The following is a 25,962-nucleotide window of genomic DNA, read 5'->3' as shown; positions in this document are numbered from 1 at the left end:
GGTACGACTATGGAATTATTGGATATCTATGACCGGGATGGCAAGAAAAAGGGTATCACTGTGTTCCGAGGTGAATATATCAGACCGGATGATTATATCCTGGTGGTTCATGTATATATTTATAACGAAAACAGAGATTTCCTGATTCAGAGAAGATCCCGAAAGAAAAAAGTCAACTCCGGCAAATGGGACATCACAGGCGGTGCTGTTCAGGCAGGAGAAGATTCCCGCTCAGCAGCCCTGCGGGAAACGAAAGAGGAGATTGGGCTTGAACTTGATCCGGATCGCATGCGCTTTGTAGGCCGCAGTGTTTCGATCAAGCATCTTGTCGACGTTTACTTTGTGGAAACTGAAGTGGATCCAGCCAACTGCTGCCTCCAGGAAGAGGAAGTATCCGAAGTGAAGCTGATACCTCCCATGAAGCTGCTGGAGGCCCTAAAGATCTCTGATTTTCAGGATCGCAGCTACGCTGAAATTGTGAAGGCTGAGGTACTGCGACTTCTGGCCGCAGAGGGAACAACTGAATAAACAAAGGAGGGACATTCGAACCAGACGTAAGCTGCCGCAGTAAGACAGGCTATTTACGCGGACGAAGCCCTCCTTTGTTATTCTTCGCCTCTTATGACGTATCTGATCCGCCAGTTAAGACTGTGTCTCTTGGAACAAGAACCATTACCAGTGCAACCTATGATGTTTCCTGGATATTCACTGGATATTTCGCGGAAATGCTTCGCTATCATAGGGTTGGATCATAATAAGTTGTGATCTGCTGGAAGGGGGAATGATTATGAAATTTTTACAGCGAATGTTTTTAGCCGTTCTGACGATCCTGTTGGTCTCGTCATTACTGGTGGCAACCACCTTTTTACTCATTGACCAGAAAGCCGATGCCAAAGAAAAAAAATACCAGGTGCCTCAAGCCCAAACGGCAAAAGCGACCGGAAGTACCCGGCGAGTAAATCCTGTAACGGGAGTGGACACCATAACGGTCCGTACCAGTCAGGTTACTGATTTGGGTACACTGCGGCTGATCAATAGTGAGCATCAGACAAAATCGGCAGTTATGAGCCAACTTTCCAAGGCACCGGGCGGATCGTTTCAGGTTCGAAAAGACATTCTGAAGCATCTTAATCAATTTCTGGCAGAAGCGGATAAGCAAATCGGGGGAATGTATCTTTCAAGCGCATTTCGTACAGAAAGAGACCAACAGAAGATTTACCAGGAAACCGCAAACAAGAAACTGGTTCAAAAACCAGGATATTCAGAGCATCAGACAGGTCTGGCAGTTGATTTGCAGCCGGTCAAAGCATTGAAGGGATTCTACGGCGAAGACTTGAGGAAAGAAAAGGCCTTCATGGCGGCTAATTCCTGGCGCTTCGGCTTTATTCTCCGCTATCCCGAAAATAAGGTAAACATTACGGGAATTGATCATGAATACTGGCATTTCCGTTATGTGGGTCTTCCGCATGCCCAATATATGCATGAGCATGATCTGGCGCTGGAGGAATATCATGAACTTCTGAAATACAAAGGCCAGCTGGAAATCAGGGAGGGAGGTCAGGATTACACAGTTTACTGGCGTGAGGCCCGTGACGGGGTCATTCACTATCCCGGTGGAGTCGAAGCAGAGGTTTCTTCCACCAACACCGGCGCCTACATCATTACGGTGAAAAGGAAATGACAACAATGCCAAAAATTTTAATTTGCGACGACGATCCAGATATTCTTCGTTCCATCGAACTAGTTCTCAAAGGGGAAGGCTATTCCGTGGTACAGGCCCAGGATGGGCTGGAGGCGCTGGAACAGATGAACCGGCATCAGCCGGATTTGCTGATCCTGGATGTGATGATGCCAAAACTGGATGGAATCCATGCTTTAATGAAACTCCGGGAAAAAAACCATATTCCTGTCATCCTGGTAAGCGCAAAAAGCGAGATTGAGGATAAAGTGCTCGGATTAAATGCCGGCGCCGATGATTATCTGACCAAGCCCTTCCATTCATTCGAATTGATTGCGCGGGTTAAGAGTCAGCTCAGGCGCGCACAAAGCTTCGGCAGTCCTTCGCAGCAGCCTGAATCTGGTATCTACCGGACTGGCGGCATTCGAATGGATGACCAGCGGAAAATTGTGGAAGCAGACGGTCAGGTGGTCAGTCTGACCCCGAATGAATACGGAATACTCCTGTTTCTGATCAGGAACAAGGGACTGGTGTTTACTTCCCGTCAGATCTATGAGGCAGTCTGGCAGGAGGAAGCCTACGACATCAAGAAAATTATCTCTCTGCATATATCCCACATCCGGGAGAAAATTGAGATCAACCCCAGAGATCCGGATTATTTATTCAGTATTTATGGGATGGGATATAAACTGGAGGATCGGTCATGAAGCAGGACAGCTTTAAGCGGGAACAACCGGCGCAGGGGAAATCATTAACGGGACTGCGCCAGACGGCAGAACAGATTGGCTCGAAAGCCAGAGAATGGATTGCGCGCTATCTTGACCTGTTTCAGGAATTATATGTGGAAGAATTTCTAATCTGGTTTGCAGCTGAATTTCTATTCTTTTTGATTGCAATGGAAGTGATCCGCGGCACGCTGGCCATGCTGCTTATGGTGGTGCTACTGGGCGCATGGCTTCTCCCCATCTCCAAGTATGCCCGGGATCTGAGTCATCGCTCATTGCTCATGCTGATACCCGGTACGGCAATCCCAGCTTACGGGATTTGGCTGTTTGGAGTAATCCTGATTCAATCAGCAACGCATACCATCGCGAGTTCCTTTTTCTACCTGCTGATTGCGACCATGAGCTATGGACTGACCACCGCTTTTATATCAGGGAGGCGTGAAAACTGGATTATGCGACAGACCCTGGCCGGCAACCCGCTGACGGACCGCTCACCTCGAAGTGCGACTCGAAAGGCTATGCTGGAGGCAGTCAAAACCAAGGATCTGGTGGAGCAGGAGGTAGCAAACCGACTGAAGGCAGAACGACTGCGCACCGAGCTGATAACAAATGTCAGCCATGATATTCGAACCCCTTTGACCTCCATTCTGAATTTTTCTCAGCTCCTGGGGCAGGAGGAACTCGGTGAGGTTGGAAGGGATTACCTACAGGTTGTCGAGAAAAGCGCACGGAGAATGAAGGTGATGGTGGATGATCTTTTTACCGCCACCCGGACGGCTTCGGGGAATCTTCAGCTGACGATCGAAACCGTTGACTTAACAGAGGTACTGATGCAGACCTACGCACCCCTTCATGCTGATTTTATGGAAAAGGGGATGGAACTGGTCTGCAGCTGGGGTGACACCGTCGTACCTGTCCGGGCGGACGGAACGCAGTTGTCCCGGGTGATTCAGAATTTGCTGGTGAATGCGCTGAAATACAGTGTGCGCGATACCAGAGTCTATGTCCGGCTGACCCGGACCCAGGACAGCTGTATCATGACAGTGATTAATATATCCCGCAATAAACTGGATCAGTCTCCCGAGGAGCTGATGGAGCAGTTTGTTCGGGGGGATCAGTCCCGTCATACCGAGGGTTCGGGACTGGGGCTCTACATTGCGACGAATCTGGCTCGGGCCATGGCGGGTCAACTGGAACTGGCGATTGAAGGAGACGTCTTCGAAGCCAGACTGCAGCTGCCCCCAGCACAGTCCGCTTCCATCGGACCGGAAGATCCGACGGCGGATCGTCCGAATTGAAAAACACAGCAGGATGCAAGAAGGTGCTTCCTGCTGTGCTTTTCAATTTCCGGCAAAGGGCTTGCTGCTAAGTTTTTAGCGCCCCAGGCACGAATGGGTTATAATGGTTCTTAGAAAGAGATTGAAAGGAACCGCAGGGATATGTATCGAATCGTATTTCCTATTCTGCTGCTCATATACATCGCCGTGAAATATCGTTTAATCAGGGGGGCTGAACTTGAACCGACCGAGGGGAAAGTGCTGTATCCCAGACAGGATGCCCGCCTTGTTCACGGGGCTATGAGCATCCTGGAATCCATTTTTGTTTTGGAATTCATTTCCCATGCCACCAGGGATTCGGCCGCGTTTGGAAGGCTTGGACTGGCGATGGCATTCTTTCTGGCCGTTGATGGATGGTACTGGCTCAAGCTGAAAAATTTTGCCATTACCTATGATCAATCCGGACTGAACATTCGCAACATGTGGGGCAAGGAAAAAGTTTTTGCCTGGAATGAGATTCAGCAGGTGCACACCAGCGGTACAGGCGTCAAGCATGCCCGCCATATTACGCTCAGAACCAGTCGAGGCCGGTTCCGGATCAATGAAAAAAGCGGAGGGCTGCAGCGGTTTCGGCGGTTCATGGAGGAACAGTTATGAAATCGGGAGGCAGAGCTGTTGCGATCCTCTTGTGCCTGGCGCTGACCACAGGCTGCGCGCCGGTATATCGTCTGATTAAAGGAAGCGACCCAGTCCGAACCATTCCGGAGGAGCTGGTTCGATTGGAACGAAATGATTATATTTCAGCCATTGACCTGGCCAGAATGAACGGACATCTCTCCGTCCTGGCAGCCCGTGATGATGCCCGGCTGGCTGGAAGTACCGGTGAGGAAGAAGCAGCCGACTATGTCCGCAACGCCCTGAGTGGATCCGGTCTTTCGATGCGACTGCTGGAATTTCCCGGTGCCTGGAAGAAAAGCGCGTCGATCGGACTCATCGATCCAGAAGGGCTGGCCCGCGAGTCCTACCTGGCTTCCGGATCCCCTATGGCGAATGCCGAAGGAACATATCAGCTCCGCCGGATCAACAAAGGAACGCCCGGTGAAATTGAAGCGGGGAATCTGGAAGGGGCGGTGGCACTGATCAAAGCCAATTACTTTGATTTGAACCAGTCAATCCCGCTCTATGAAGCTCAGGGAGCGAAAGCGGTGCTGGTGTATTCCGAAAAAAGTCTATTGCCTCCTCGAATTGTTTTGAATCGCCCAGCATCGATTCCGGTGCTCGGGATTTCACAGATTCAGGGAAAGGAGTGGGATCGCAGGCTGCGTGAGAAAGAGACGGTAGAGATTCGGCTGACCAATTCAGCATATGTCATACGCGGGATCAGCCGAAATCTGGAAATTAACGCTACGCCAGACGCCACCCCAACCAGTCCGCTCCTGCTAGTCAGCGCAAGACTTGATTCACAGGATAATCCGGGAGCGGCTGAGGCAGCGTCGGCAGCAGTTCTTCTGAAAACCGCAGAGCTGATTCAGACGCTGGAAACCGACTGGGAGATTCGAATGGTACTGCTGGGGTCCAGTTACGATGGACAGGGGCCTAAAGCCTACCTTGATCAGTTGAAATCCGAAGATCTTGATCGAGAGATTCTTCTCATTCATCTGGATGGGATTGGCAGCACCAACATCAATATTGAGGCCTCATCGCAGGTGTGGGATCTAGCCAACCTGGTTCGTGACAGTTTGATTTCCGGAGGCTATCAGGTCAGTTCACAAGAAAAGCAGCCAGAGCATCCGCTGAAAGATTCCGGACTGCCTTCCATTCTGATCTCCAGTGAGCCACAGTCCCCGGATCCGCTTTCAGCTCCAGGGTCGGAGCGAATGGAAGATATGGCCAATCTTCTGATGAATCTCGTGGAGCATCTCGGCACAAATTCATCACCTTAAAATCCTTGCCCCAGTCCTCCAATGACATCACCGTCTTTTAGGGAGCGGCTTCCTGGCCAGGAGATAAGGGGCAATGGAAATGCGGAGGCTCTTCCTGTTGAGACAACAGATCAGATTTACCGCTGAATGAGCCAGGAGTCACCGCCGGAATCCGAACGAAACGGATTCTCGGCAAGCGATCAGAAAAGACGGATCCCTTTGGGAGCCGAGAATGATAAACGGCATAGCGAAAGGAGTATCATATGGGATTTAATTATCGCAAAAGCATCAGTCTGGGAAAGGGGATCCGAGTGAATTTCTCAAAGGCAGGACCTAGCATCAGCTTTGGCAAGACCGGCATGCGGTTTTCTGTCAACAGCAAGGGTCAGGCCAAGGGGACGGTAGGGATCCCCGGGAGCGGGATGTATTACAACAAGCAGGTAAATCTGTTCACGGCGATTAAACGGTTCTTTGGTTCAGATGAAAATCAGAAAAAAGCAGAGCTGGAAGAAAAGCTCCAGGATCCTCAGCTGGGCCAGGCAGATAAAAATCAGGTTCAGGAAGATCTCTTTGATAATTATCTGGAACGGATCAGAAATGTACATAAAGAGGTTGACGAAGCGATTGACTGGAACGATGTTCTGAAGAATCAGGACGGACAGACCCAGGAAAGCATAAATTTGAAAATGCTGGCCCAGCAGGTGCTGGAGGGGGATGACGAGGCCTACCTGACCGTTGTTCAGGAGATGGAACCCTTTGAGGACCTGATGGAGTTTGGCTCAGACTTTGAAGTCGGAATCATTCAGGATGATGTCCTGGGAGTTACGTTCAATGTACACAGCGAGAAAGTTGTGCCGACGGAAGTGGTGAAGATCCTCAAGTCAGGCAAGGAATCTGTAAAGCCAATGAGCAAGACCATGCGCAATGCTCTTGTCCGGGATTATGTGACCTCCACCTCTTTCCGGGTTGCCCGGGATCTGTTTGCGCTCCTGCCAGTTCAGGAGATCGTGGTGAATGCGGAAGAAGCGCTGCTGAATCCATCAACCGGCCATCAGGAAGACATGACGCTTCTGTCTGTGATTTTCCCGCGTCCGGCCTTTGAACAACTGAATTTCGAAGGCGTCGTTCCGTATGAAGCATTGAAGAACTTCCAGCACGCCATCGATTTTAAAACAACCAAAGGATTATCCCCGGTTCTGCCCCTGAAATAGAAGGGTTAATAACAACCGGCTCCCTGTTCAGGGAGCCGGTTCAGGCATTCAAAAAGAAAAAAAAGTGCTGGTTCGGTTGAATCGGCACTCCAGGTAAGTTATTAATCTTGGGGAAGATTATACTGTAACTTGTATTACAGTTCTTATTATACCGCAAAGGTATGCGGAATAATAGTAAAAATTGTATAAATATACATATCAAAAAATACGAAACAATTAAAATCTGAAGATGGCGATATCAAGGCGAGGAGTAAATTGCAGAGATTCATCGTCCTTCTTCATTTTGCTGCTTTTCACATGTCTGTAACTTAAATGTAAAGTATTTTGAAGTTGGCAGTTTATAATGGACTGTAAGCAATTAAACTTTTTAAAGATACCATAGAGATAGATAAATGGGTACGAAAGAGGGTATATGAAAAAGTTTCTCAGTCTGATCTTCGTGATTTTTATCATCACGGGATGTTCTTCTGCCAGACCAGTGATCCGTGTGAATGAAATGACCCCGGAGAAACTTGAAAGCAGTTCAACGTCCAGTGAGAGCAAGCTTCAATCGACAGGATCATCATCGGTAGTTCAGAGCATTCCAGAGAGTCAACTAAAAGGCAATGAAACAACGAAGGCGGATCAGATGATTTCGGCTTCTGATAATAACGTAACAAATCTGGTCCCAGACTCTACCAGAGATCAGGGTTCTTCAACCCGTTCGAATAATGCAAGCAAAGGAACATCCGGTGGATCCGGAGGACAGTTATCCGGAGGCAAGGATTCCTCCAAGAAGCCTGAACCTGATGAAAAAGATCAGATTCTTGAAGATCAGGTGCTTCCAAAGGTGTCCAGGTACAATCTGTTTGATTATTATCCTCTGATCCCCAATCGCCTGATCAATTACCGCAGCGATGGCATGGGCTCTTCTTCCACCATTCTTCAATATCTGCATGAAGAACCCGGCAAGGCGACTGCTCAGATCAAGCAGTCATCCGACTCAGGTTCACGCCTGAATGTCATTCGAATTACACAGGAAAAAATTAATGACCTGTACTATACCCTGGAGGTTCCATTTCGGGGAAATGTCATCGGGTGGAGAGACTATGAAGAACGAACAATCCTGATGGCTCCGATTCAGGAGGGGAATCAGTGGGTCTCCACAGGCCTCTCTTTTGAGATCGTCGCGGTGGACGAACCCCGGGAGATCAACGGAGAAATGATGACTGTCATGGATGTCAGAGTCAGCAATCAGACGGAAACGGTTCTGTTTACGTATGCGGTTGGAATCGGCCTGGTCTCCAATGACTTTATTAATCCCGACGGCACTTTGACCAATATTGTGAGTTTTGACGGACTGAAGGAAAATGTCCGGGACACCTACTACTTCCCGCTTTATTTTCCGAAAACCGGCGGGGGCTATGAACTGGTTTCCACGAAAGTGGATTATATGACCAATGATGCCACCAAAGACCTGATGACGCTGGCCTATCTTGAACAAGCGAAAGCGAAGGGACTCATTCCGGTCTTAGAAGATAAAACAAAGATACAATTTCTCTATCTGAACCAGGATATCGTACAGGTTGACCTGAATGATTCCTTCATCACTCAGCAAAATGATTCCCCGGAACTTGAAAACGCAAGGATTCAAAGCCTGGTAAACACATTATGTCAGTACTATCAGGCAAAGGGCGTCCAGCTGACCATCAATGATCAGCGCTATGAATCAAATCAGAGAAAAATCGAACCGACTGAAGTATTAACACCGGTTTACTAAAAAAACAGACAGCGTAACAGCTGTCTGTTTTTTATGTTCAAGCTATAACCTTAAGTCCTTCAGTTAAGTGCTCAAGCTATAGCCTCAGGTTTAATGCCCCGGTTAGGGCCTTTTCTAAATAAACTCTGGTGTAATCCCTGGAATAAGCTCCTGTTTATGCTCTTGTTGGATGATCTTTTTTTGTCCGGATCAAAAGTAAAGGATTCACATTATTCTCCCAAGACCTGCGGAGCAATACTCAGACTATGGTTCCGATCAATTTAATTTCACTCTGCAAGAATAATACAGAAGAAATGAATGCTTTTCCTGATCTCTGGCAGCAGGATCTCATTGGAATGGAGCGAGTTTCCAGAAGGGGAGGGGGCTTGGTTTAGCGGTCATGTTTCTGATGGTACAGCTTGATGTATAATAAATCTAATAATGAAAACTGAGGTTACAAAATATGAATGAGAGTGTTCGGTTCAGTCTGGACTATTTACAGCATGTCAATTATGCCATGTATGTCAATTCAGCCAGAATCATTCGGCGTCTTCACATTGAGAATCATGGAGAAGAAGAAATTGCGAATGCGGAACTTCGTGTTGCTTTTTTGCCAGCAATTATGGAACCGGTGACCATACCGATTCCACGGCTGCCTGCCCGAAAAAGTGTCGATCTGGGAGATTTTAAACAGGAGCTGGGAGCTCAGCATATCCTGGATCTGACGGAGCCGGTCAAGGTGGAAATGACCCTTCAGCTGAATGCTTCCGGGCTGGAACATCAGGAAGTTTATTCCCTGACCCTTCATCCCTATGAGGACTGGTCAGGCTTTGAAACTCTGCCGGAAATCCTGGCAGCATATTCCATGCCGAATCATCCGCTGATCAAAAACCTGCTTACTCGGATGGGAGACCACCTGAAAGCGATGACCGGAGATGGAACACTGTCCGGCTACAACACCATGGATCCCAACGTGGTGCTAAAGCAGCTGTCTGCTTTGTTTACTGCGATTCGAGAGATGGGCATACGCTACATCGCACCTGGTCCTGATTTTATTCGCGCCGGGAAGCGCATTCGCCTCGTCGATGAGATCACAGAAAAAGGTTATGCCGACGGAATGGATCTGACACTCCTGTTTGCGTCTGTTCTGGAGGCAGCCGGACTGAACCCGCTGATCATCCTGCAGGAGGACTCCTGCCTGATCGGGGTTTGGCTGGAACCATCTGTTTTTCCTGAATCGGTCAATTATGACTTGTCATCGCTTACCAAACGCATCGCCCGGGGCATGAACCAGATTGCAGTACTGGACCCTGTGGCAGCTACAGAGACGGGAGGGGATTTCAATCAGGCGCTTTCGGCCGCTCAGGTTCGTCTGGAGGAAACCGACCGATTCGTTTTATCCCTGGATCTGAAGCGATCCAGGTTGGTTGGAATTCATCCGCTTCCCGTTCGTATTCTGGAAGCGGGCAAATACGTTCTGGCCCCGAGACCTCAGGCGGATTCGACGGCGGTCATCCTGCCAGAGGAGCTAAGCATGCCAGGACCTGATACGGGAGTGTCCAGCGCGAAGCTGCCGCGACAGAAAGTCTGGGAGCGTAAACTGCTGGATTTATCCCTGCGGAATCAGCTGATCAATTTTAAAGAGGATCGCGGACTCCGACTCCTCGTGCCTGACCTGGAGCAGTTTTCGCTGGACTTAATGTCCGAGAAGGACTTCAACATCATGCACTATCCCCAGGACTGGAACCTGGCTTCCGCCGACGAACAGACTTCGCCGCTGCCCGCCCAGGATGCCGCGCTCGCCGTTGAGACTCATTGGAAGAAACTGGCTTTCGAAGAATACCGAACCGGCCGAATTCGTACCATGCTGGATGATGAGACACTGGATGAACGGGGAGTGAAGCTCACCAAAGGTGCCAGGGCCAGTCTGGAAGAAACCGGCGCCAGTTCGCTGTATGTCGGACTGGGCGAACTCTGCTGGTACTCCAGGCAGGATCCGGACACGCTTCGGAAAGCACCACTGATTCTGCTGCCCGTCGACTGCGAGACGAAAGGACATTTATCCGGACTCCTTTTGAGACCACGGGAAGAAGAAGGGCACTTCAATGTCACACTGACTGAAATGCTCAAAAATGACTTCGGCATTCTGCTTCAGGGACTGGATCCCCTGCCCATGAAGGGCGATGCCATTGATGTTCTGAAGGTCTTCAGCAAAGTCAGAAGTGCCATCATGAGAGAAAAGAAGTGGGATGTGAAAGAAAGCGCCGTCCTGGGTCTCTTCTCCTTCTCGAAATTCATCATGTGGAGTGATCTGACGCAAAACATGGAGGAATTCAAAAAGAGCAGCATGGTCAGCTCACTGCTTTCCGGGAAACTGGAATTCCCCTTTGAACCCATCCAACGAACCGAGGAATTTATCGAAGAGGAACGAGGCAGTGAAACCGTGATATATCCGGTCAGCTCTGATTCCAGCCAGTCTCTGGCCGTACTGGCCGCCAAGGCCGGAAAAACCTTCGTTCTGCATGGCCCTCCGGGTACCGGCAAAAGTCAGACGATAACCAACATTATTGCCAATGCACTGATGCAGGATCAGCGGGTTCTGTTCGTTGCGCAGAAAATGGCGGCGCTGGAGGTCGTTGAAAAGCGGCTGAATCAGATTGGAATCGGTTCATTCTGTCTGGAGCTGCATTCCAATAAAGCCCGGAAAAAAGCTGTGCTGGATCAGCTGGAGCAGTCAATGAAAATTCAGCGGATTCCTAAGAACGGCTCGTTTGAAGCGGAAAAAACGAAAGTCCGCAATCGCAAAAATGACCTGAATGAAATCGTAAAAAAAATGTATCGCAAGGATGAATCCGGCTATTCCATCTACGATCTTATCTGTGACCATTCCAAATTGAGGGATTTTTCCAAGACCGTGGACTTGCAGGGAATCGTTCCGCCGGGAAGCCGGAAGGACCATGAAACCGCTTTGACCAGTCTGGCCCGATTCGGCGTCCATGCCGGAGGCCCCTATGGACACCCGCTACGCGGAATTGGTGCGATTGACTATACGCCGCTTTTGAAGGAAACCATTCGCCAGGCCGGCACCATCGAGCTGACGGACCTGCAGATGACTCTGGGCGAACTGATCCTGGCGAATGCCGACCTGGCACCGACTGACATGCTTCAGGCAGAACAGCTGCTGCCGGCTTTGCAGGCTCTGGTGGATCTGAATGACCAGAATCCTCATTTAATGGAATCAGACCCTTCCGAACTGAGGGACGCCCTGATTCAACTGAGGGATAAGCAAAGCCGGCTGACGGATTCCACGCAGCGCCTGATGCAGAAATTCAGCGAGTCCTTCCTCAATGCGGATCCCAACCGGCTGGAACGGGATTACACCCAGTACGAACAAAAGACGATTCTGGGCAAGCTGTTCCGCAAGAATCCGGTGGAAAAGGAAATGACACTTTATGCAAACCAGGGACAAATTGCCCCCGGAGAGATTCTCCCGGTACTGTCTCAGTTAAAAGAATACCAGGCACTGCGCGACCAGGTCCGACAGGATCAGGGACAGTTGGAAACCCGGGTGAAAGGGGACCTGTCTGCCGCCTCCCTGGGCGAAATCATTCCCAAACTGGAGCGATGTCTGACCACTAAAGACACCTCCATTCAGCGCAGCGCGCTGCTTAATGCCGCGCAGCAGCCTGGTATGAAAGAAAAACTTCAGCGCTATGAACTGGCCCTCGATCAGAACCGCCAGACCATCCGGTCTTTCCTTGAACTGACAGCTTTCGAGGAATCTGAACTGGCAAGCTACCAGGGAAATTACTTCGAACGCCTCTCGCGCAAACTGACCGAACTGCTGCCTGCCCTGGATGGGCTGAGAGACTGGCTGATGTACCGGCAGGCGAAAAAGCAGGCGGATGAAGCAGGCCTGCAGCCGTTTGCTGCCAGCTATGACCAGGGACGAGTCAGTGAGTCGGAACTGATTTCGATGTACCGGAAATCCATGGTGACCACTCTGCTGACCCAACGGTTGAAAAATGAACCTGTCTTATTAAACACCACCGGATACGGTCTGGATGAACAGGCAGCCCTGCTGCAGAACCAGATGGCGGAACTGGAACGGCTCGAGCGTAAAGAACTCTATTTCCATCTGGCCGGGCAGGTTCCCAATCTGGTGCTGGAATCCGTTGCCAGCAAGGAAATAGCCGTGCTTCAGCGGGCACTGCGGTCCGGAGCGCGCAATCTTTCCATACGCAATCTGTTCGCTGAAACCGATACGCTGCTTCGCCGCATTGCTCCCTGCATGCTGATGAGCCCGATGAGCGTTGCGCAATACCTCAAACCTCAGGCGGATCTGTTTGACCTGGTGGTATTCGATGAGGCGTCTCAGATCCCAACCCCGGAGGCCATCGGCGCTTTGGGCCGCGCTAAGGCGGCTATCATTGTGGGTGACCCGAAGCAGCTGCCCCCTACCAGCTTTTTCCTGACTCAGTCCAACGGTTCTGCTGAACCGGAAGAATTCCAGGATCTGGATAACATCCTGGAAGACGCCCTGGCCCTTTCCATGCCGGAAAGCTACCTGCTGTGGCATTACCGGTCACGCCATGAGAGCCTGATTGCCTTCTCAAACCGGAATTTTTACGACGGCCGCCTCTATACTTATCCTTCACCGGATGACATGGTCTCCAAGGTCAGTCTGAGAACCAATGACGGCATCTATGAGCGGGGAGGGGAGAGAGTCAATCGCAAGGAAGCAGTGGAAATTGTGGATGAAGTGATCCGACGCGTCAATGATCCATCTCAAGCCCGGCGTTCCATCGGAATTGTCACGTTCTCTGCCGTTCAGCAGAATCTGATTGAAAAAACACTGAACGATCGGACGCGGGCGGATGAATCCCTGGAACAGGCTCTACAGAACCTCCCCGAGCCCCTCTTCATCAAGAATCTGGAAAATGTTCAGGGAGATGAACGAGATGTCATTTTGTTTTCTGTCGGTTACGGACCGGATGAGGACGGTCGCCTGACGATGAATTTCGGCCCGCTGAATCAGGAGGGTGGCTGGCGCCGCCTCAATGTCGCGGTATCGCGCTCCCGGCAGGAAATGATTATATTTACGAATATTGATCCCGCTGGTTTCCAGGTTTCAGATACCACCGCCCGTGGTGTCCGTGAACTGAAAGCATTTCTGGAATTTGCCCAGAAGGGCAGTCGAACGCTCAGCCTGTCGGATCTGAAGCATCAAAGCGAAATCGAAAATCTGAACGATCAGATCGCCGAACGGCTGCGGGAGCGCGGGTGGAAAGTGGAAACTTCCATCGGAACCTCCCGGTTTAAAGTCGATCTTGGCCTGGTGGATCCCCGGGATTCCGGCCGGTTCCTGCTGGGTATTATGTGCGGCGGAGAATCCTTCCGGGAAGCCGATGCGGCCTATGATCGGGAAATTCTGCAAAATTCTGTATTAAAGGGACTGGGCTGGCAGATCCGGCGGGTTTATGCCATGGACTGGCTGGATAACGAAGTGAAAGTAATTGATGACCTTGTAAAAACTGCTCAGGATCTTCTGGCAGCAGAGCCGCAGGAGTCTCATGTTTCGCCTGAACCGAAGAATCTGGCTCCTGTCACCCGTCAGACCCCCTATGTTCCTCATGATCTGAAACAGCGCAAACTGATGATGGATGACTTCCTGAATGTGAACAACGCATCGACAATCGCGGCTGAACTAAAACTGATGATAGACACCGAGGGGCCCATTCCGCGATCATTACTGGCCAAACGAGCCCGTGCTCTGTATGACTTGAGCCGGGTTACTCCTAAAATGGAAAAGCAGGTTGAGCTGATCCTCAATACCATTCGACCGGTCACGACAAGATCCGGAGATATGCCGGTGTACTGGCCGCAGAACATCAGCCCTGCCGAATTCGACCAGTACCGCAGGACTCTGCCCGATGACACGGACCGGCAGCTGGCGGATATCGCCCCGGAGGAAATCCTGGCCGCCCTCAAGGATGGCTTGCCGGAACCTCATTCTGAGCGGTCACTGATCCGCCAGACGGCCGAACGGCTGGGACATCCCCAGCTCAATGTTGACAATGAGCATCTTCTCGAAGCTGTCATTAACTTCGGGATTCTGACCGATGTGCTGGAAAAAACCAGTGAGGGCCTGATTCGTCAGATTATGCCCAGGATTTCTAATCCCGTTTCGGAAATACCGTCCGAGCGGATGAATCCGGACAGACAATGATTTTTTGTCAGGCGGGAAGGTGAGCTTCCCGCCTGCTTTTTCTCAAATATAAACAGTCTCATCGATAATTTCAAAATAGTTCAATTTTCTTGTAACATTTTCAGCGTAAGATGGGTATAAGGATGATCCCCGCACAGGCCTCCGGGCAGGCGAGAGATCCATAGTTCTAATGTTAGGAGAAGATGATCAGTATGAAATCTAAAATAATGGAAATAACTCTGGGTACAGCGCTTGCATTGTCAGTTCTGTCAGGCTGCGCGGTGACACAAGGTCCCGTCCAGCAAACCAGTACGCTGAATATTCAGACCATGCCGCAGATTCAGACAACTCAGTCTGTTGTGACAGCTCCCGGTAATGTGGCTCAGGGAAATACGGTGCCTGGCACACAGGCCCAGACCAAAGAAAGTGAAATCAACATTGACCGGTCACTTTCGATTCCTGATCTGGTGGAAGCCAACGCACCCGCTGTGGTTACAGTGGCTGTTAGAAAAATTACGGACGGCGGTTTGTTCGGTTCCGGCTATCAGGAAGGGGTCGGCACAGGATTTTTCATCGACGCCAACGGCATTATTGCGACCAACAATCACGTTGTGGAAGGCGCGAAAAATGTCACAATCATCCTGCACAACAGTCAGGAAGTCCCGGGCGAAGTTTTGTGGCGGGATGCCCGAAACGACCTGGCCATTGTCAAAGTCAGCGGCATTCGCGTGCCTGGGGTCGTCACCATCGGCAATTCTGACAACATTCGAGTGGGCGAGGGCGTCATTGCCATCGGAAATCCGATGAGTGCCGAATTTGCCGGAACCGTCACTCATGGCATTATTTCTGCCAAAAACCGAAAGGTACAGGTGAGTGGAGGGGTATTTGAATACATTCAGATCGATGCTGCCATCAATGGTGGAAATTCGGGCGGTCCTCTTTTCAACATGAAGGGGGAGGTCATTGGGATTAATTCCGCAAAGATCGCCCAAACCGGGATTGAAGGAATTGCCTTCTCCATCCCCATTAATGTGCTCATGGAAAAAATCGGAACGAGTTCAGAAACGAAGAATCAGACCAATGAACCGGTCAGCATCGGAGTGGCCGTCCAGGATATACCAGAGGATTTGAGAATCCAGTACGGCGTTCCGCAGGGCATCATGGTGATGGAAGTCATGGCAGGATCACCGGCTGAGGCTGCCGGCATATTGCCGGGAGACATTCTGATCAGCTTCGGCGGAGAAAAAGTGACATCCACGGTCCAGCTGAACACCATCAAGTCCCGCTACAAACCGGGCGACCGGGTTAAATTCACGATCTACCGCGACAGTGACAAGCAAACGTATGAGGGAACCATACAACTGGTCTCCGCCATGCGAAATTAGTTCGGGTTCAGAAAAAAGACAGGCTGCAGTGTGCTGCAGCCTGTCTTATCGTTTCATGAGGCTTGAAGATGAAAATATTTTTTGCCAGGTCATTCGAATGAAGCAGAGAGTTCGCCTACTGATGTTTCTGCAGGGAGTAGATCATGAAGTCAAATGTTACGGCGTCGATGACTGCAGCGATCTGCGCGATGCGTAGGTCATTTGGGGAGATCCATTGCCGGAGCAGGATTTCTTTTTGTGGGACCGTGGGCTGAAAGCTTTTCCGAAAGCGCTGTGCCCTCACCATGCCGCCTTCTTCCTGCAGTTGGTACAGTTCCCGAATTAATGCCGGTTTTTCTCTTAGACCAAGCCGGCGGCCGGTAAACAGATGACGGCGCAGTTCCAGAAGATGACCCGGTCCCGGGATAATCCGGAACATCCGATGCCCACTGGCCAGAATTCGAAGACTTTCTTCGATTCCGGACTGATCATCCAGCCGGATGACCCGGTCCATGGAACCAGTCGGAAGAGGCAGTCGATCAGCCAGAGCAGTAAAAATCAGCCGGTCCGGATTTTCTTTCAGCTGTAGGTCGACCGAAGGTTGGGCTGCTTCAAAGCCAATTCCGCTGCTTCCCAGAAACGGAGACAGAGAGGAACCGGTCAGGCAAAAGGGTTCCGTAGTTTGATCTGTCACACTTTCCAACAATTCCCGAAAGGGCGGCAATTGATGGAGCGCGAGTTCATTGGCGTAATAGGCTCGATCGCGGGCGTGGATTTTCACGGGGATAAAATTGATCGATCCTGATTTGGAGACATTGAAACTATGATTCGAGGTGCAGCGAACCTCATGGGAGATCATTTCCAGCGGATTGTGGCAGATCGGGCATACCATCATTCCGTTCAATCGGGCAAGTTTTTCATTGAGTTGGTTTAATTCCATTTTGCATCACCAATCTGAGTATATCATGCGTTATAATAGGGTTGATTTAATTTTGAAAGGACACGATTGCATGCGTTTGGTCAATTTGTTGAATGAAACTGAAGTGCTGGAGGAGTTTCGGCCTCTGGATAACCTTGATATTGAACGGATCACCAACGATTCCCGCCAGATCCATGCCAAAGCCCTGTATATAGCTATCCCCGGTACCCACGTGGACGGCCATCGATTTCTGAGTGATGTCAAAGCACGCGGTGGGGAAGCGGCTATAGTTGAACGGATTGACCCATCCGTTCCCATCGCACAGTATCGGGTGGTTAATTCGCGACAGGCCTGGAGCAGCCTGTCGGCGGCCTATTACGGGCATCCCACGCGAGATCTCTTTGTTTACGGCATCACGGCTACGAATGGTAAAACCACCATTTCCTTTATGCTCGATGAGATTATTCGGGCGGCCGGCATCACTTCCGGACTCATTGGTACGGTAAAGATCCGGATCGGCAGAGAGGTGATTCCGGCCGCGATGACAACTCCGGAAAGCTTTGAACTTCAGGGTTATTTTGCCCGGATGAAAGAGGAGGGAGTCAACACGGTGACCATGGAAGTGTCCTCCTCTGCCCTGGAACAGTTCCGCTGCGCGGATGTTCACTTTGATGTCGTTTCATTCAACAACTTTTCCAGGGAACATATAGACCAGCATGGATCGCTGGAAGCCTACTGGGAGGCCAAAGCTTCTCTGATTACCGGGGCCCGGGCCGAAACAGCAACAATCATTAATCTGTCTGATCCGGCGATTGCCCGTCTGGAGGGGAAGAGCAGCGGACAGGAAGTGACCTATTCTCTGACACAGGGGGTTGGCGATATCTATCCGGAAGCAGTCGATTTGTCGGGTGATTCGCCCCGCTTTACGCTGGTTATTTCCCGGGCGATTGTACTGCGGGGATCTCAACCGCTCACAATAGAACCGCAAAAGATACCAATAGAACTTTCTACACCAGGTCAGCACACGGTCGCCAACGCGGTAGCCTGCTGTGCCATGGCGCTGTGTCAGGGAATCGACCGTGCCGCCATTCAAATGGGTCTGAAGAATTTCAAGGGACTGGAACGCCGGTTTGAACTGATTTATGATGATCAGTTCAAGATCATCGATGATCACTTTGCCAATATGAACAATATTGAGACTTCGCTGAAAAGCCTCTCCAGCCTGCATTACCGGAAACTGCGCATGGTCTACGCCATTCGGGGCAACCGCGGTGTTACGGTGAACCGGGAAAATGTTCAGACGCTGGCTCGATGGCTGCCGCTGCTGAATCTGGATGAAATCATCGTGACGGAAACTCTGGGGGAAGTGACTGATAAAGATCGGGTCCTGCCGGCGGAAAAGGCGGTATTTTTTGAGGAGATTGAAAAGACTCCGTTGAAAGTGACCTTTCGGGCTGCTATGGATGAGGCCCTGCAGTATGCTTTAAGCGTAGTGGAGCCGGGCGATATCATTTTCCTGGCCGGCACGCAGGGCATGGATCTGGGAGGACGAAAAATTCTGACGATGCTGGCTCACCGGCATCCCGAGCGGGCGGAAGAAATTCTTCGCCCCATGACGGGAAGAGTTTGCGGTTAAGAAATAACACCCATTGAGCCTCCGACCGGTCGGATCCACGGGGGATAGCAGATGAACTGTCTAAAAATCAGACTTATTCAAATGATTTTCATTTCGAGAACAAGAAGAGGAAGGAACCAAAGATTATGACGAAAGTGGTACTCACCGGTGGCGGAACAGCCGGGCATGTAATGGGCAATCTGGCGATCCTGCCGGGACTTCGGACCAGGGGCTATGAGCTGTTATACATCGGATCTCATAACGGAATTGAACGGGATTTGATCCAGAAGGAAGGAATCCCTTACCATCCGATTTCTTCGGGCAAACTGCGCCGCTACAAATCGCTGAAAAACCTGACCGACATCTTCCGCGTAGCGAAAGGTCTCACCGATGCCCTGCGGATTCTGAAACGGGAAAAACCGGATCTGATCTTCAGCAAAGGGGGATATGTTACAGTTCCAGTCGCTATGGCGGCCGCTGCTCTGAAGATCCCCTTCATTGGCCATGAATCCGATCTGACACCTGGTCTGGCCAATCGGATCGCCGCCCGCTATGCTACGAAAATGCTTGTGACGTTTCCTGAAACCAGGGACTCCTTTGGAGAAAAGGGCGTCGTAGTTGGCTCGCCGGTTCGTGATGAACTGTTCCAGGGCGATGCCGGCAGTGGACGGGAATTCATGGGCTTTACTCCGGATAAGCCGGTGCTGCTGGTTATGGGCGGATCTTTGGGCGCAAATCTTCTTAATCAGCTGGTTTGGGCAAATCTGGAACGACTGCTGCAGGATTTTCAAGTGGTCCATCTGGTGGGAAAAGGAAATGTGAATTCACAGCTGGAGCGGACTTCGGGTTATGCCCAGTATGACTATATTGGATCCCGCATGAAGGATGTACTGGCTGCTGCGGGCTATATTGTATCAAGGGCCGGATCCAATTCTATCTTCGAGTTTCTGGCGCTGAAAAAGCCGAATCTGCTGATCCCGCTGGATCTGAACCAGAGTCGGGGGGATCAGATCCACAATGCCGAATCGTTTCAGAAAGCTGGCTATTCGTTGCTGCTTCGCGAGAAAGACCTTACGGCAGAAAGCCTGTTTCAGGCACTGCAGGAGCTGAAGGCCAGGACGGAGGAATTCCGGGACAATATGGACCGGGCGATAGTGAAAGGTGGGGCAGAAAAAATACTTGCTGTCATCGAAGATACTCTCGCCAGTCGTCACCAGGATGGGAAACGGCCGGAACCCTCGGAAAACCCCCCTCTGTTCGAAAAGAACATTGTCAGAAGCAATTTGCAGAAACCTGAAGCTCAGTAACATGCGGTTAATTTTTATTGAACGATGGCCTGCCGGCGAGATTCCGGCAGGCCATTCGTCTATAATGAAAGCAGAGTTGGCAATATCTTACTGAGATAATTTATTTAAAAGACTTAGACCCATTTCGATGCTAAGACCAAATACGATGCATTACTGGAGGTAGGAATGAAATTAAAATTTTCTGGTGCAGCCGGTTCAGTGACCGGTTCGTCCCATCTGCTGGAAGTGAACGGACATCAGGTTCTTCTGGATTGTGGTTTATATCAGGGGGCGGATGCAAAGATCCGTGGAAATGACGTATTCCCGTTTGATCCGGCGAAGATTGAATACCTGATTCTGTCTCATGCCCATATTGATCACTCGGGTCGAATTCCGATGCTTTATAAAAAAGGTTTTCGCGGACGAATTATTTCTACCCCGCCGACGTACGATCTTTGCGGGATCATGCTTCGCGACTCCGCTTTCATCCAGGAACAGGATGCTGAACGAGAAAACCGCCATCGCAAGAGAGGCCGGAAACCGCTGGAAGAACCGATTTACACCATCGAGCACGCCGAAGCCGTGCTGAAACTGTTTGAGACCCTGGATTACAATGAGCAGCTTGTCCTTTTCCCAGGCTTCCGGCTGCGCTTCCAGGATTCAGGTCATATGCTCGGTTCGTCGTTTGTAGAGATGTGGATTCAGGAAGAAGGCAGCGACGAGATCAAGGTCGTCTTCTCCGGAGATATCGGCAACCACAACATTCCCCTGATGCGGGAACCTCGCTACATTGACGAAGCGGATGTTCTAATCATGGAATCCACTTATGGAGATCGATTCCATGAACCACAGGTAAATGAAAATCAGAAGCTGCTGGGTATCATCAATTCTACGATTCGAAATGGCGGAAATGTGATTATTCCATCCTTCGCAGTGGGGCGTACGCAGGAAATCCTCTACGTTCTGAATGAATTCGCCGAGAACGGTCAGCTGGATAAGCGTACCCGCGTGTTTGTTGACTCCCCGCTGGCAAGCAAGGCAACAGCCGTTTTTGAAAAGCATAAGGCATATTTTGACCGGCATGCTCAGGAGCGAATGGAGCATGGCGATAATGTGCTGAGTTTTCCACAGCTTCATTTCACGGACAGCGTGGAAGACAGCATGAAGCTCAACCGGACCCGGGAAGGGCTGGTCATCATCTCCGCTTCAGGCATGGCCGAGGCTGGGCGAATTCGCCATCATTTGAAACATAATCTCTGGCGTCCCGAAAGTACGGTGGTTTTTGTCGGGTATCAGGCAGAACAGACCTTGGGGCGACTGATTCTGGACGGAAAGAAAGAAGTTCGGATATTTGGAGAGGAAATTGCCGTTGAAGCCAGAATTGAACAGTTGACAGGTTTATCCGGTCATGCGGATCAAAGAGGTCTGATTGAGTTTGTCGAAGCCTTTACCGTCAACCCGCCAAAGAAAATTTTCCTTGTGCACGGCGATGACGATGCGCAGGCGGTTTTGTCAGCCAGACTCCGGGAAAAAGGCTATCAGGTGGCCATACCGAAAGAAGGCACCATTGTAGACTGTTGTTCCAAGGAAGATCTGGAACGACCGGAAAAGACAACGATTGTTCCTGCAGAACATGTTCGTTTTACCTCCCGGTTCAAGGAACGGATTCTGGAATCCATCGGTCAGATGGATCTGAACAATATGACGGATGAACAGATTCTGGATGAAATCAGAGCGCTGCTTCATGCCAGAAAAACCAATCATCACTGATTCGATTCCATCCATTGATTTGTCAGCCTGTCCCACAGGGAAGAACGGGATCTGTTACATTCTTCAGGTAATCGCTTCCAGGGATGTCGTATATCTGTATCAATTAACTCGGATATCTATATCATTCAGAGAATGCTCCGCGGGTTTGCTCCGGAGCATTCTTTTTCTTCTGAGTTCTGACAATTTGAACAGAATTGTGAACTAAATCAACGCGTGATGTTCCGGTTCGGGAGATTTTGGGCTGTTTTCTGCACGGACCAATGATTCAGTCGATGTAAATCGATTTAATTGAGGCAGGCCAATCTGTTGCATTTTATTAACAATAGTATATAATTATAAAGACGGAGACGTTTTTTTATAACAAAATAATCGTGTATCATTGAAATGAGTGATCCCGTGCCAGCTGTTTTATTATTGAGCTGTCCGCCGGAATCAGGGAATTTCAAAAAAATTTCATGTAAGGGAGAGATTACAGACATGAGACAAATCAAAACCATGGATGGAAATACCGCTGCTGCTCACGTATCATATGCGTTTTCAGAAGTAGCTGCGATCTATCCGATCACACCGTCTTCCCCAATGCCTGAGTCAGTAGACGAATGGGCCTCCAAAGGAAGAAAGAACTTATTCGGCACGGTCGTAAAAGTCGTGGAAATGCAGTCCGAAGCAGGAGCCGCCGGAGCAGTTCACGGTTCTTTGCAGGCAGGTTCTCTGACCAGCACATACACAGCTTCCCAGGGACTTCTGCTGATGCTTCCCAACATGTACAAGATTGCCGGTGAATTGCTTCCCGGTGTATTCCATGTTGCGGCCAGAGCACTGGCAGCCCATGCACTGTCGATTTTCGGCGACCATCAGGACGTCATGGCAGCCAGAGCTTCCGGATTTATCATGTTGGCTGAATCCAGTGTTCAGGAGGTCATGGATCTCTCCGCAGTAGCTCATCTGACGGCGATTAAGGCCAGCCTTCCGGTTTTGAATTTCTTTGATGGTTTCCGTACCTCTCATGAAGTTCAGAAGATCGAAGTTTGGACTGATGAAGAATTAGCCAAAATGGTTGACTGGGACAAGATTCAGGAATTCCGTTCCAAGTCTCTGAACCCGGAACGCCCTGTCACCAGAGGAACCGCTCAGAACCCGGACATCTATTTCCAGGGCAGAGAAGCTTCCAATCGGTACTACAATGAAGTTCCAGCCATTGTTGAGAACTACATGCATGAAGTCAGCAAAGTAACCGGCAGAAATTATGGTCTGTTCAACTATCATGGAGCAGCAGACGCAGAAAATGTCATTATCGCTATGGGATCTGTCTGTGACGCGGCTGAGGAAGTTGTAGACTACCTCGTAGCCAAGGGTGAAAAAGTTGGACTGGTCAATGTCCATCTGTATCGTCCGTTCTCAGTGAAGCATTTCCTGGATGTCGTGCCAAAGACTGCCAAGAAGATCGCAGTTCTGGATCGGACAAAGGAACCAGGCGCACACGGCGAACCCCTTTATTTGGATGTCCGCACCGCTTTCTACGATGTTGAGAATCGGCCGGAAATTGTTGGCGGACGCTATGGACTGGGATCCAAGGATGTGACCCCGGGCCAGATCATTTCCGTATTCGATAACCTCAAGCGCAACGAAGTGAAGAACGGATTTACCGTAGGTATCGTTGATGATGTTACCTTTACTTCACTGCCGACCGCAGAAGAAGTTAATATCACTCCGGCAGGCACTGTACAGTGCAAATTCTGGGGTCTTGGATCCGATGGAACGGTTGGCGCTAATAAATCCGCCATCAAGATCATCGGTGACCATACCGATCTGTACGCACAGGGTTATTTCTCCTATGACTCAAAGAAATCTGGCGGTATTACGGTTTCCCACCTCAGATTCGGAAAGAACAGAATTCGGGCACCATACCTGATCCAGCAGGCTGATTTTATTGCCTGCCACAATCCTTCCTATGTTAACAAGTATGACCTGTTAAAGGGCATCAAGGACGGAGGAACCTTCCTGCTGAACTCTCCCTGGGCAGCAGAAGAAGTTGAAAGCAAGCTGCCGAACAAACTGAAGAGAACCCTGGCTGAAAAGAACGCTAAGTTCTACATCATCGATGCCCAGGCCATTGCTGAAGAAATCGGCCTTGGAACCCGCATCAACATGATCATGCAGTCTGGATTCTTTAAGCTGGCAAACGTTATTCCGGTTGAAGATGCCGTGCGTTATCTGAAAGACTCTGTGGTCAAGAGCTATGGCATGAAGGGCGAAAAGATCGTCAACATGAACAATGAAGCCATTGACAAGGGTGTAAACGCTCTGGTTCAGATTGAAATCAAGCCGGAGTGGAAGAACCTGCCGGATGATGCTGCCGCCAAGGCAGAAGTTCCGGAGTTCATCTCCAAGGTTCTAGTTCCAATGAATGCTCAGGAAGGCGACAACCTCCCGGTATCAGTTTTTGCCGATATCGCCGATGGTACCTTCCCGCAGGGAACTGCTGCCTTCGAAAAACGCGGAATTGCAGTCAATGTGCCTGAATGGCAGATCGATGCCTGTATCCAGTGCAACCAGTGTGCTTATGTTTGTCCGCATGCTGTCATTCGTCCATTCCTGGTAAGCGAGGAAGAAAAAGCCAACGCACCGGAAGGATTTGCAACCAAGAAAGCAATGGGCGGAAAGGCCTTCGAAGGTCTTGACTTCAAGATCCAGGTTTCAGTCCTCGACTGTACCGGATGCGGAAACTGTGCTCAGGTTTGTCCCGCACCGGAAAAAGCTCTGATCATGAAGCCAATCGAATCTCAGATGCATGAAACGGCAAACTGGGATTACGCAATGAGCCTGGCTCCTAAGAAGAATCCGATGAACCGGATGACTCTCAAGGGATCCCAGTTCGAGAAGCCGCTTCTGGAATTCTCCGGCGCCTGCGCAGGCTGTGGAGAAACTCCTTATGTCAAGCTTGTTACCCAGCTTTATGGCGAACGCATGATGATTGCCAACGCCACCGGCTGTACCTCCATCTGGGGAGCTTCCGCACCGGCAACTCCTTACACCACCAACCACCTTGGAGAAGGTCCGTCATGGGCTAACTCTCTGTTCGAAGACAACGCGGAATATGGCCTTGGCATGTACCTGGGTTATAATGCGCAGAGAGAACGGATCAAGGGAATGGTTGAAGCTTACCTCGCATCAGGCAAGGCAGAAGGCGAACTGAAGGCTGCCTTCGAGAACTTCCTGGCAAACTACAGCAAGGCCGATGAATCCAGAGCTGCCAAGAATGCAATCCTGCCGCTCATCAAGGATTCCAATGACGAGACCTTGAAGTTCCTCTACAAGAACAAAGAATTCATGTCCAAGAAGAGCCAATGGATCTTCGGCGGAGACGGATGGGCTTATGACATCGGATACGGCGGACTGGACCACGTGCTCGCTTCCGGTGAGGATGTCAATGTTCTGGTTCTTGATACCGAAGTTTACTCCAACACCGGCGGACAGTCTTCCAAGTCCACTCCGACTGCGGCAATCGCTAAGTTTGCAGCATCCGGAAAACGGACCAAGAAGAAGGATCTCGGCATGATGGCCATGAGCTATGGTTATGTCTATGTTGCTCAGATTGGTATGGGCGCTGACAAGAACCAGGCGATGAAGGCCATCACGGAAGCAGAAGCATACAACGGACCGTCACTGGTTATCGCATATGCTCCCTGTATCAACCAGGGTCTCAAGAACGGTATGGGCATGAGCCAGGAAGAAACCAAACGCGCCGTTGAATCCGGCTACTGGGTACTCTACCGGTACAACCCGACCCTCAAGGATCAGGGCAAGAATCCGTTCACACTGGATTCCAAAGAACCCAAAATGCCATTCAGAGACTTCCTTATGGGAGAAGTTCGCTACGCTTCCCTGCTCAAAGCATTCCCAGAAGAAGCAGAAGCGCTGTTCGCCAAGACCGAACAGGACGCACGGGAACGCAGAGACAGCTATGTTCGCTTAACAGAAATGGATTTCTCCAAATACGCTGTTGCGCCAGAGCTGAAAAAGAGCGAAGACAAACCGGTTGAAACGGTTGTTCATGCATCTGCGGTAGCAAGCCCGGAATCAGCTCCCAAAGCTGGTCAGGACGTGCCCAAGGCTGAAAACAACGACAATCTGGAAGGGGAAGAGGCTGCTCCGACACATCATGCCGGAACAGACAAATAAACCCTGAATAAGTCAAATAAGGAAACCGGGAATCCTCCTGGTTTCCTTGCTTTTGCCCACGCTGCCA

Annotated in this window: 15 protein-coding genes; 14 read left to right on the top strand and 1 reads right to left on the bottom strand. The window is 50.3% G+C overall.

What is annotated here, in order from left to right; all coding sequences use genetic code 11:
* Positions 1-9 precede the first annotated feature (9 nt).
* From NQU17_06850 to NQU17_06805, 10 genes are all read left to right on the top strand, one after another.
* A complete protein-coding gene (locus tag NQU17_06850; GenBank protein UUM13269.1) occupies positions 10-528 on the top strand; it encodes an NUDIX domain-containing protein in 519 nt (172 codons plus the stop codon).
* A gap of 259 nt (positions 529-787) precedes the next feature.
* On the top strand, positions 788-1,681 hold the full coding sequence (locus NQU17_06845; GenBank protein UUM13268.1) for a M15 family metallopeptidase: 894 nt from the start codon (positions 788-790) through the stop codon (positions 1,679-1,681).
* 5 nt (positions 1,682-1,686) lie between these two features.
* Positions 1,687-2,385 (top strand): response regulator transcription factor, encoded by a 699-nt coding sequence (locus tag NQU17_06840; protein ID UUM13267.1) that lies wholly within the window; start codon positions 1,687-1,689, stop codon positions 2,383-2,385.
* Positions 2,382-3,701 carry a HAMP domain-containing histidine kinase gene (locus NQU17_06835; protein UUM13266.1) on the top strand — a complete coding sequence of 440 codons (1,320 nt, stop codon included), beginning with the start codon at positions 2,382-2,384 and terminating at the stop codon, positions 3,699-3,701. The genes NQU17_06840 and NQU17_06835 overlap by 4 nt, the downstream gene beginning before the upstream one ends.
* A 141-nt stretch (positions 3,702-3,842) precedes the next feature.
* Positions 3,843-4,337 (top strand): hypothetical protein, encoded by a 495-nt coding sequence (locus tag NQU17_06830; GenBank protein ID UUM13265.1) that lies wholly within the window; start codon positions 3,843-3,845, stop codon positions 4,335-4,337.
* On the top strand, positions 4,334-5,623 hold the full coding sequence (locus tag NQU17_06825) for a hypothetical protein (protein ID UUM13264.1): 1,290 nt from the start codon (positions 4,334-4,336) through the stop codon (positions 5,621-5,623). Before NQU17_06830 ends, NQU17_06825 begins: the two co-directional genes overlap by 4 nt.
* A gap of 242 nt (positions 5,624-5,865) precedes the next feature.
* Positions 5,866-6,813 (top strand): DUF4236 domain-containing protein, encoded by a 948-nt coding sequence (locus tag NQU17_06820; protein ID UUM13263.1) that lies wholly within the window; start codon positions 5,866-5,868, stop codon positions 6,811-6,813.
* A 412-nt stretch (positions 6,814-7,225) separates the two neighbouring features.
* Positions 7,226-8,572 (top strand): GerMN domain-containing protein, encoded by a 1,347-nt coding sequence (locus tag NQU17_06815; protein UUM13262.1) that lies wholly within the window; start codon positions 7,226-7,228, stop codon positions 8,570-8,572.
* Positions 8,573-9,014: 442 nt separating this feature from the next.
* Positions 9,015-14,780, top strand: coding sequence for a DUF4011 domain-containing protein (locus tag NQU17_06810; GenBank protein ID UUM13261.1), 5,766 nt, complete (start codon positions 9,015-9,017; stop codon positions 14,778-14,780).
* Between the two features lie 191 nt (positions 14,781-14,971).
* A complete protein-coding gene (locus NQU17_06805) occupies positions 14,972-16,144 on the top strand; it encodes a trypsin-like peptidase domain-containing protein (protein UUM13260.1) in 1,173 nt (390 codons plus the stop codon).
* A gap of 115 nt (positions 16,145-16,259) precedes the next feature.
* Here NQU17_06805 and NQU17_06800 read toward each other — a convergent pair whose 3' ends face one another.
* Positions 16,260-17,063: a hypothetical protein gene (locus tag NQU17_06800; GenBank protein UUM13259.1), complete on the bottom strand. Its 804-nt coding sequence runs from the start codon at positions 17,061-17,063 to the stop codon at positions 16,260-16,262.
* Between the two features lie 70 nt (positions 17,064-17,133).
* Between NQU17_06800 and NQU17_06795 the strand changes: the two genes are divergently transcribed.
* The 4 genes from NQU17_06795 (at position 17,134) to nifJ (ending at position 25,895) form a co-directional block, all read left to right on the top strand.
* Complete coding sequence (locus NQU17_06795) at positions 17,134-18,678, top strand: Mur ligase family protein (protein ID UUM13258.1); 1,545 nt, start codon at positions 17,134-17,136, stop codon at positions 18,676-18,678.
* A gap of 125 nt (positions 18,679-18,803) precedes the next feature.
* Positions 18,804-19,964, top strand: coding sequence for an undecaprenyldiphospho-muramoylpentapeptide beta-N-acetylglucosaminyltransferase (locus tag NQU17_06790; protein UUM13257.1), 1,161 nt, complete (start codon positions 18,804-18,806; stop codon positions 19,962-19,964).
* Positions 19,965-20,129: 165 nt separating this feature from the next.
* On the top strand, positions 20,130-21,713 hold the full coding sequence (locus tag NQU17_06785; GenBank protein ID UUM13256.1) for an MBL fold metallo-hydrolase: 1,584 nt from the start codon (positions 20,130-20,132) through the stop codon (positions 21,711-21,713).
* A 477-nt stretch (positions 21,714-22,190) separates the two neighbouring features.
* A complete protein-coding gene (gene nifJ, locus NQU17_06780; GenBank protein UUM13255.1) occupies positions 22,191-25,895 on the top strand; it encodes a pyruvate:ferredoxin (flavodoxin) oxidoreductase in 3,705 nt (1,234 codons plus the stop codon).
* Positions 25,896-25,962: the final 67 nt, after the last annotated feature.

The sequence above is a fragment of the Clostridiaceae bacterium HFYG-1003 genome (assembly GCA_024579835.1).
GTDB lineage: Bacteria > Bacillota > Clostridia > Clostridiales > Clostridiaceae > JG1575.
The sequence above is the reverse complement of the archived record's forward strand: the minus strand, read 5'-3'. Positions and strand labels throughout refer to the sequence as shown.

Coding starts and splice junctions, on each gene's coding strand:
- NQU17_06790 (UUM13257.1), top strand. CDS start 18,804: ATGACGAAAGTGGTACTCACCGGTGGCGGAACAGCCGGGCATGTAATG.
- NQU17_06805 (UUM13260.1), top strand. CDS start 14,972: ATGAAATCTAAAATAATGGAAATAACTCTGGGTACAGCGCTTGCATTG.
- NQU17_06845 (UUM13268.1), top strand. CDS start 788: ATGAAATTTTTACAGCGAATGTTTTTAGCCGTTCTGACGATCCTGTTG.
- NQU17_06785 (UUM13256.1), top strand. CDS start 20,130: ATGAAATTAAAATTTTCTGGTGCAGCCGGTTCAGTGACCGGTTCGTCC.
- NQU17_06795 (UUM13258.1), top strand. CDS start 17,134: ATGCGTTTGGTCAATTTGTTGAATGAAACTGAAGTGCTGGAGGAGTTT.
- NQU17_06815 (UUM13262.1), top strand. CDS start 7,226: ATGAAAAAGTTTCTCAGTCTGATCTTCGTGATTTTTATCATCACGGGA.
- NQU17_06830 (UUM13265.1), top strand. CDS start 3,843: ATGTATCGAATCGTATTTCCTATTCTGCTGCTCATATACATCGCCGTG.
- NQU17_06810 (UUM13261.1), top strand. CDS start 9,015: ATGAATGAGAGTGTTCGGTTCAGTCTGGACTATTTACAGCATGTCAAT.
- nifJ (UUM13255.1), top strand. CDS start 22,191: ATGAGACAAATCAAAACCATGGATGGAAATACCGCTGCTGCTCACGTA.
- NQU17_06840 (UUM13267.1), top strand. CDS start 1,687: ATGCCAAAAATTTTAATTTGCGACGACGATCCAGATATTCTTCGTTCC.
- NQU17_06820 (UUM13263.1), top strand. CDS start 5,866: ATGGGATTTAATTATCGCAAAAGCATCAGTCTGGGAAAGGGGATCCGA.
- NQU17_06825 (UUM13264.1), top strand. CDS start 4,334: ATGAAATCGGGAGGCAGAGCTGTTGCGATCCTCTTGTGCCTGGCGCTG.
- NQU17_06835 (UUM13266.1), top strand. CDS start 2,382: ATGAAGCAGGACAGCTTTAAGCGGGAACAACCGGCGCAGGGGAAATCA.
- NQU17_06850 (UUM13269.1), top strand. CDS start 10: ATGGAATTATTGGATATCTATGACCGGGATGGCAAGAAAAAGGGTATC.
- NQU17_06800 (UUM13259.1), bottom strand. CDS start 17,063: ATGGAATTAAACCAACTCAATGAAAAACTTGCCCGATTGAACGGAATG.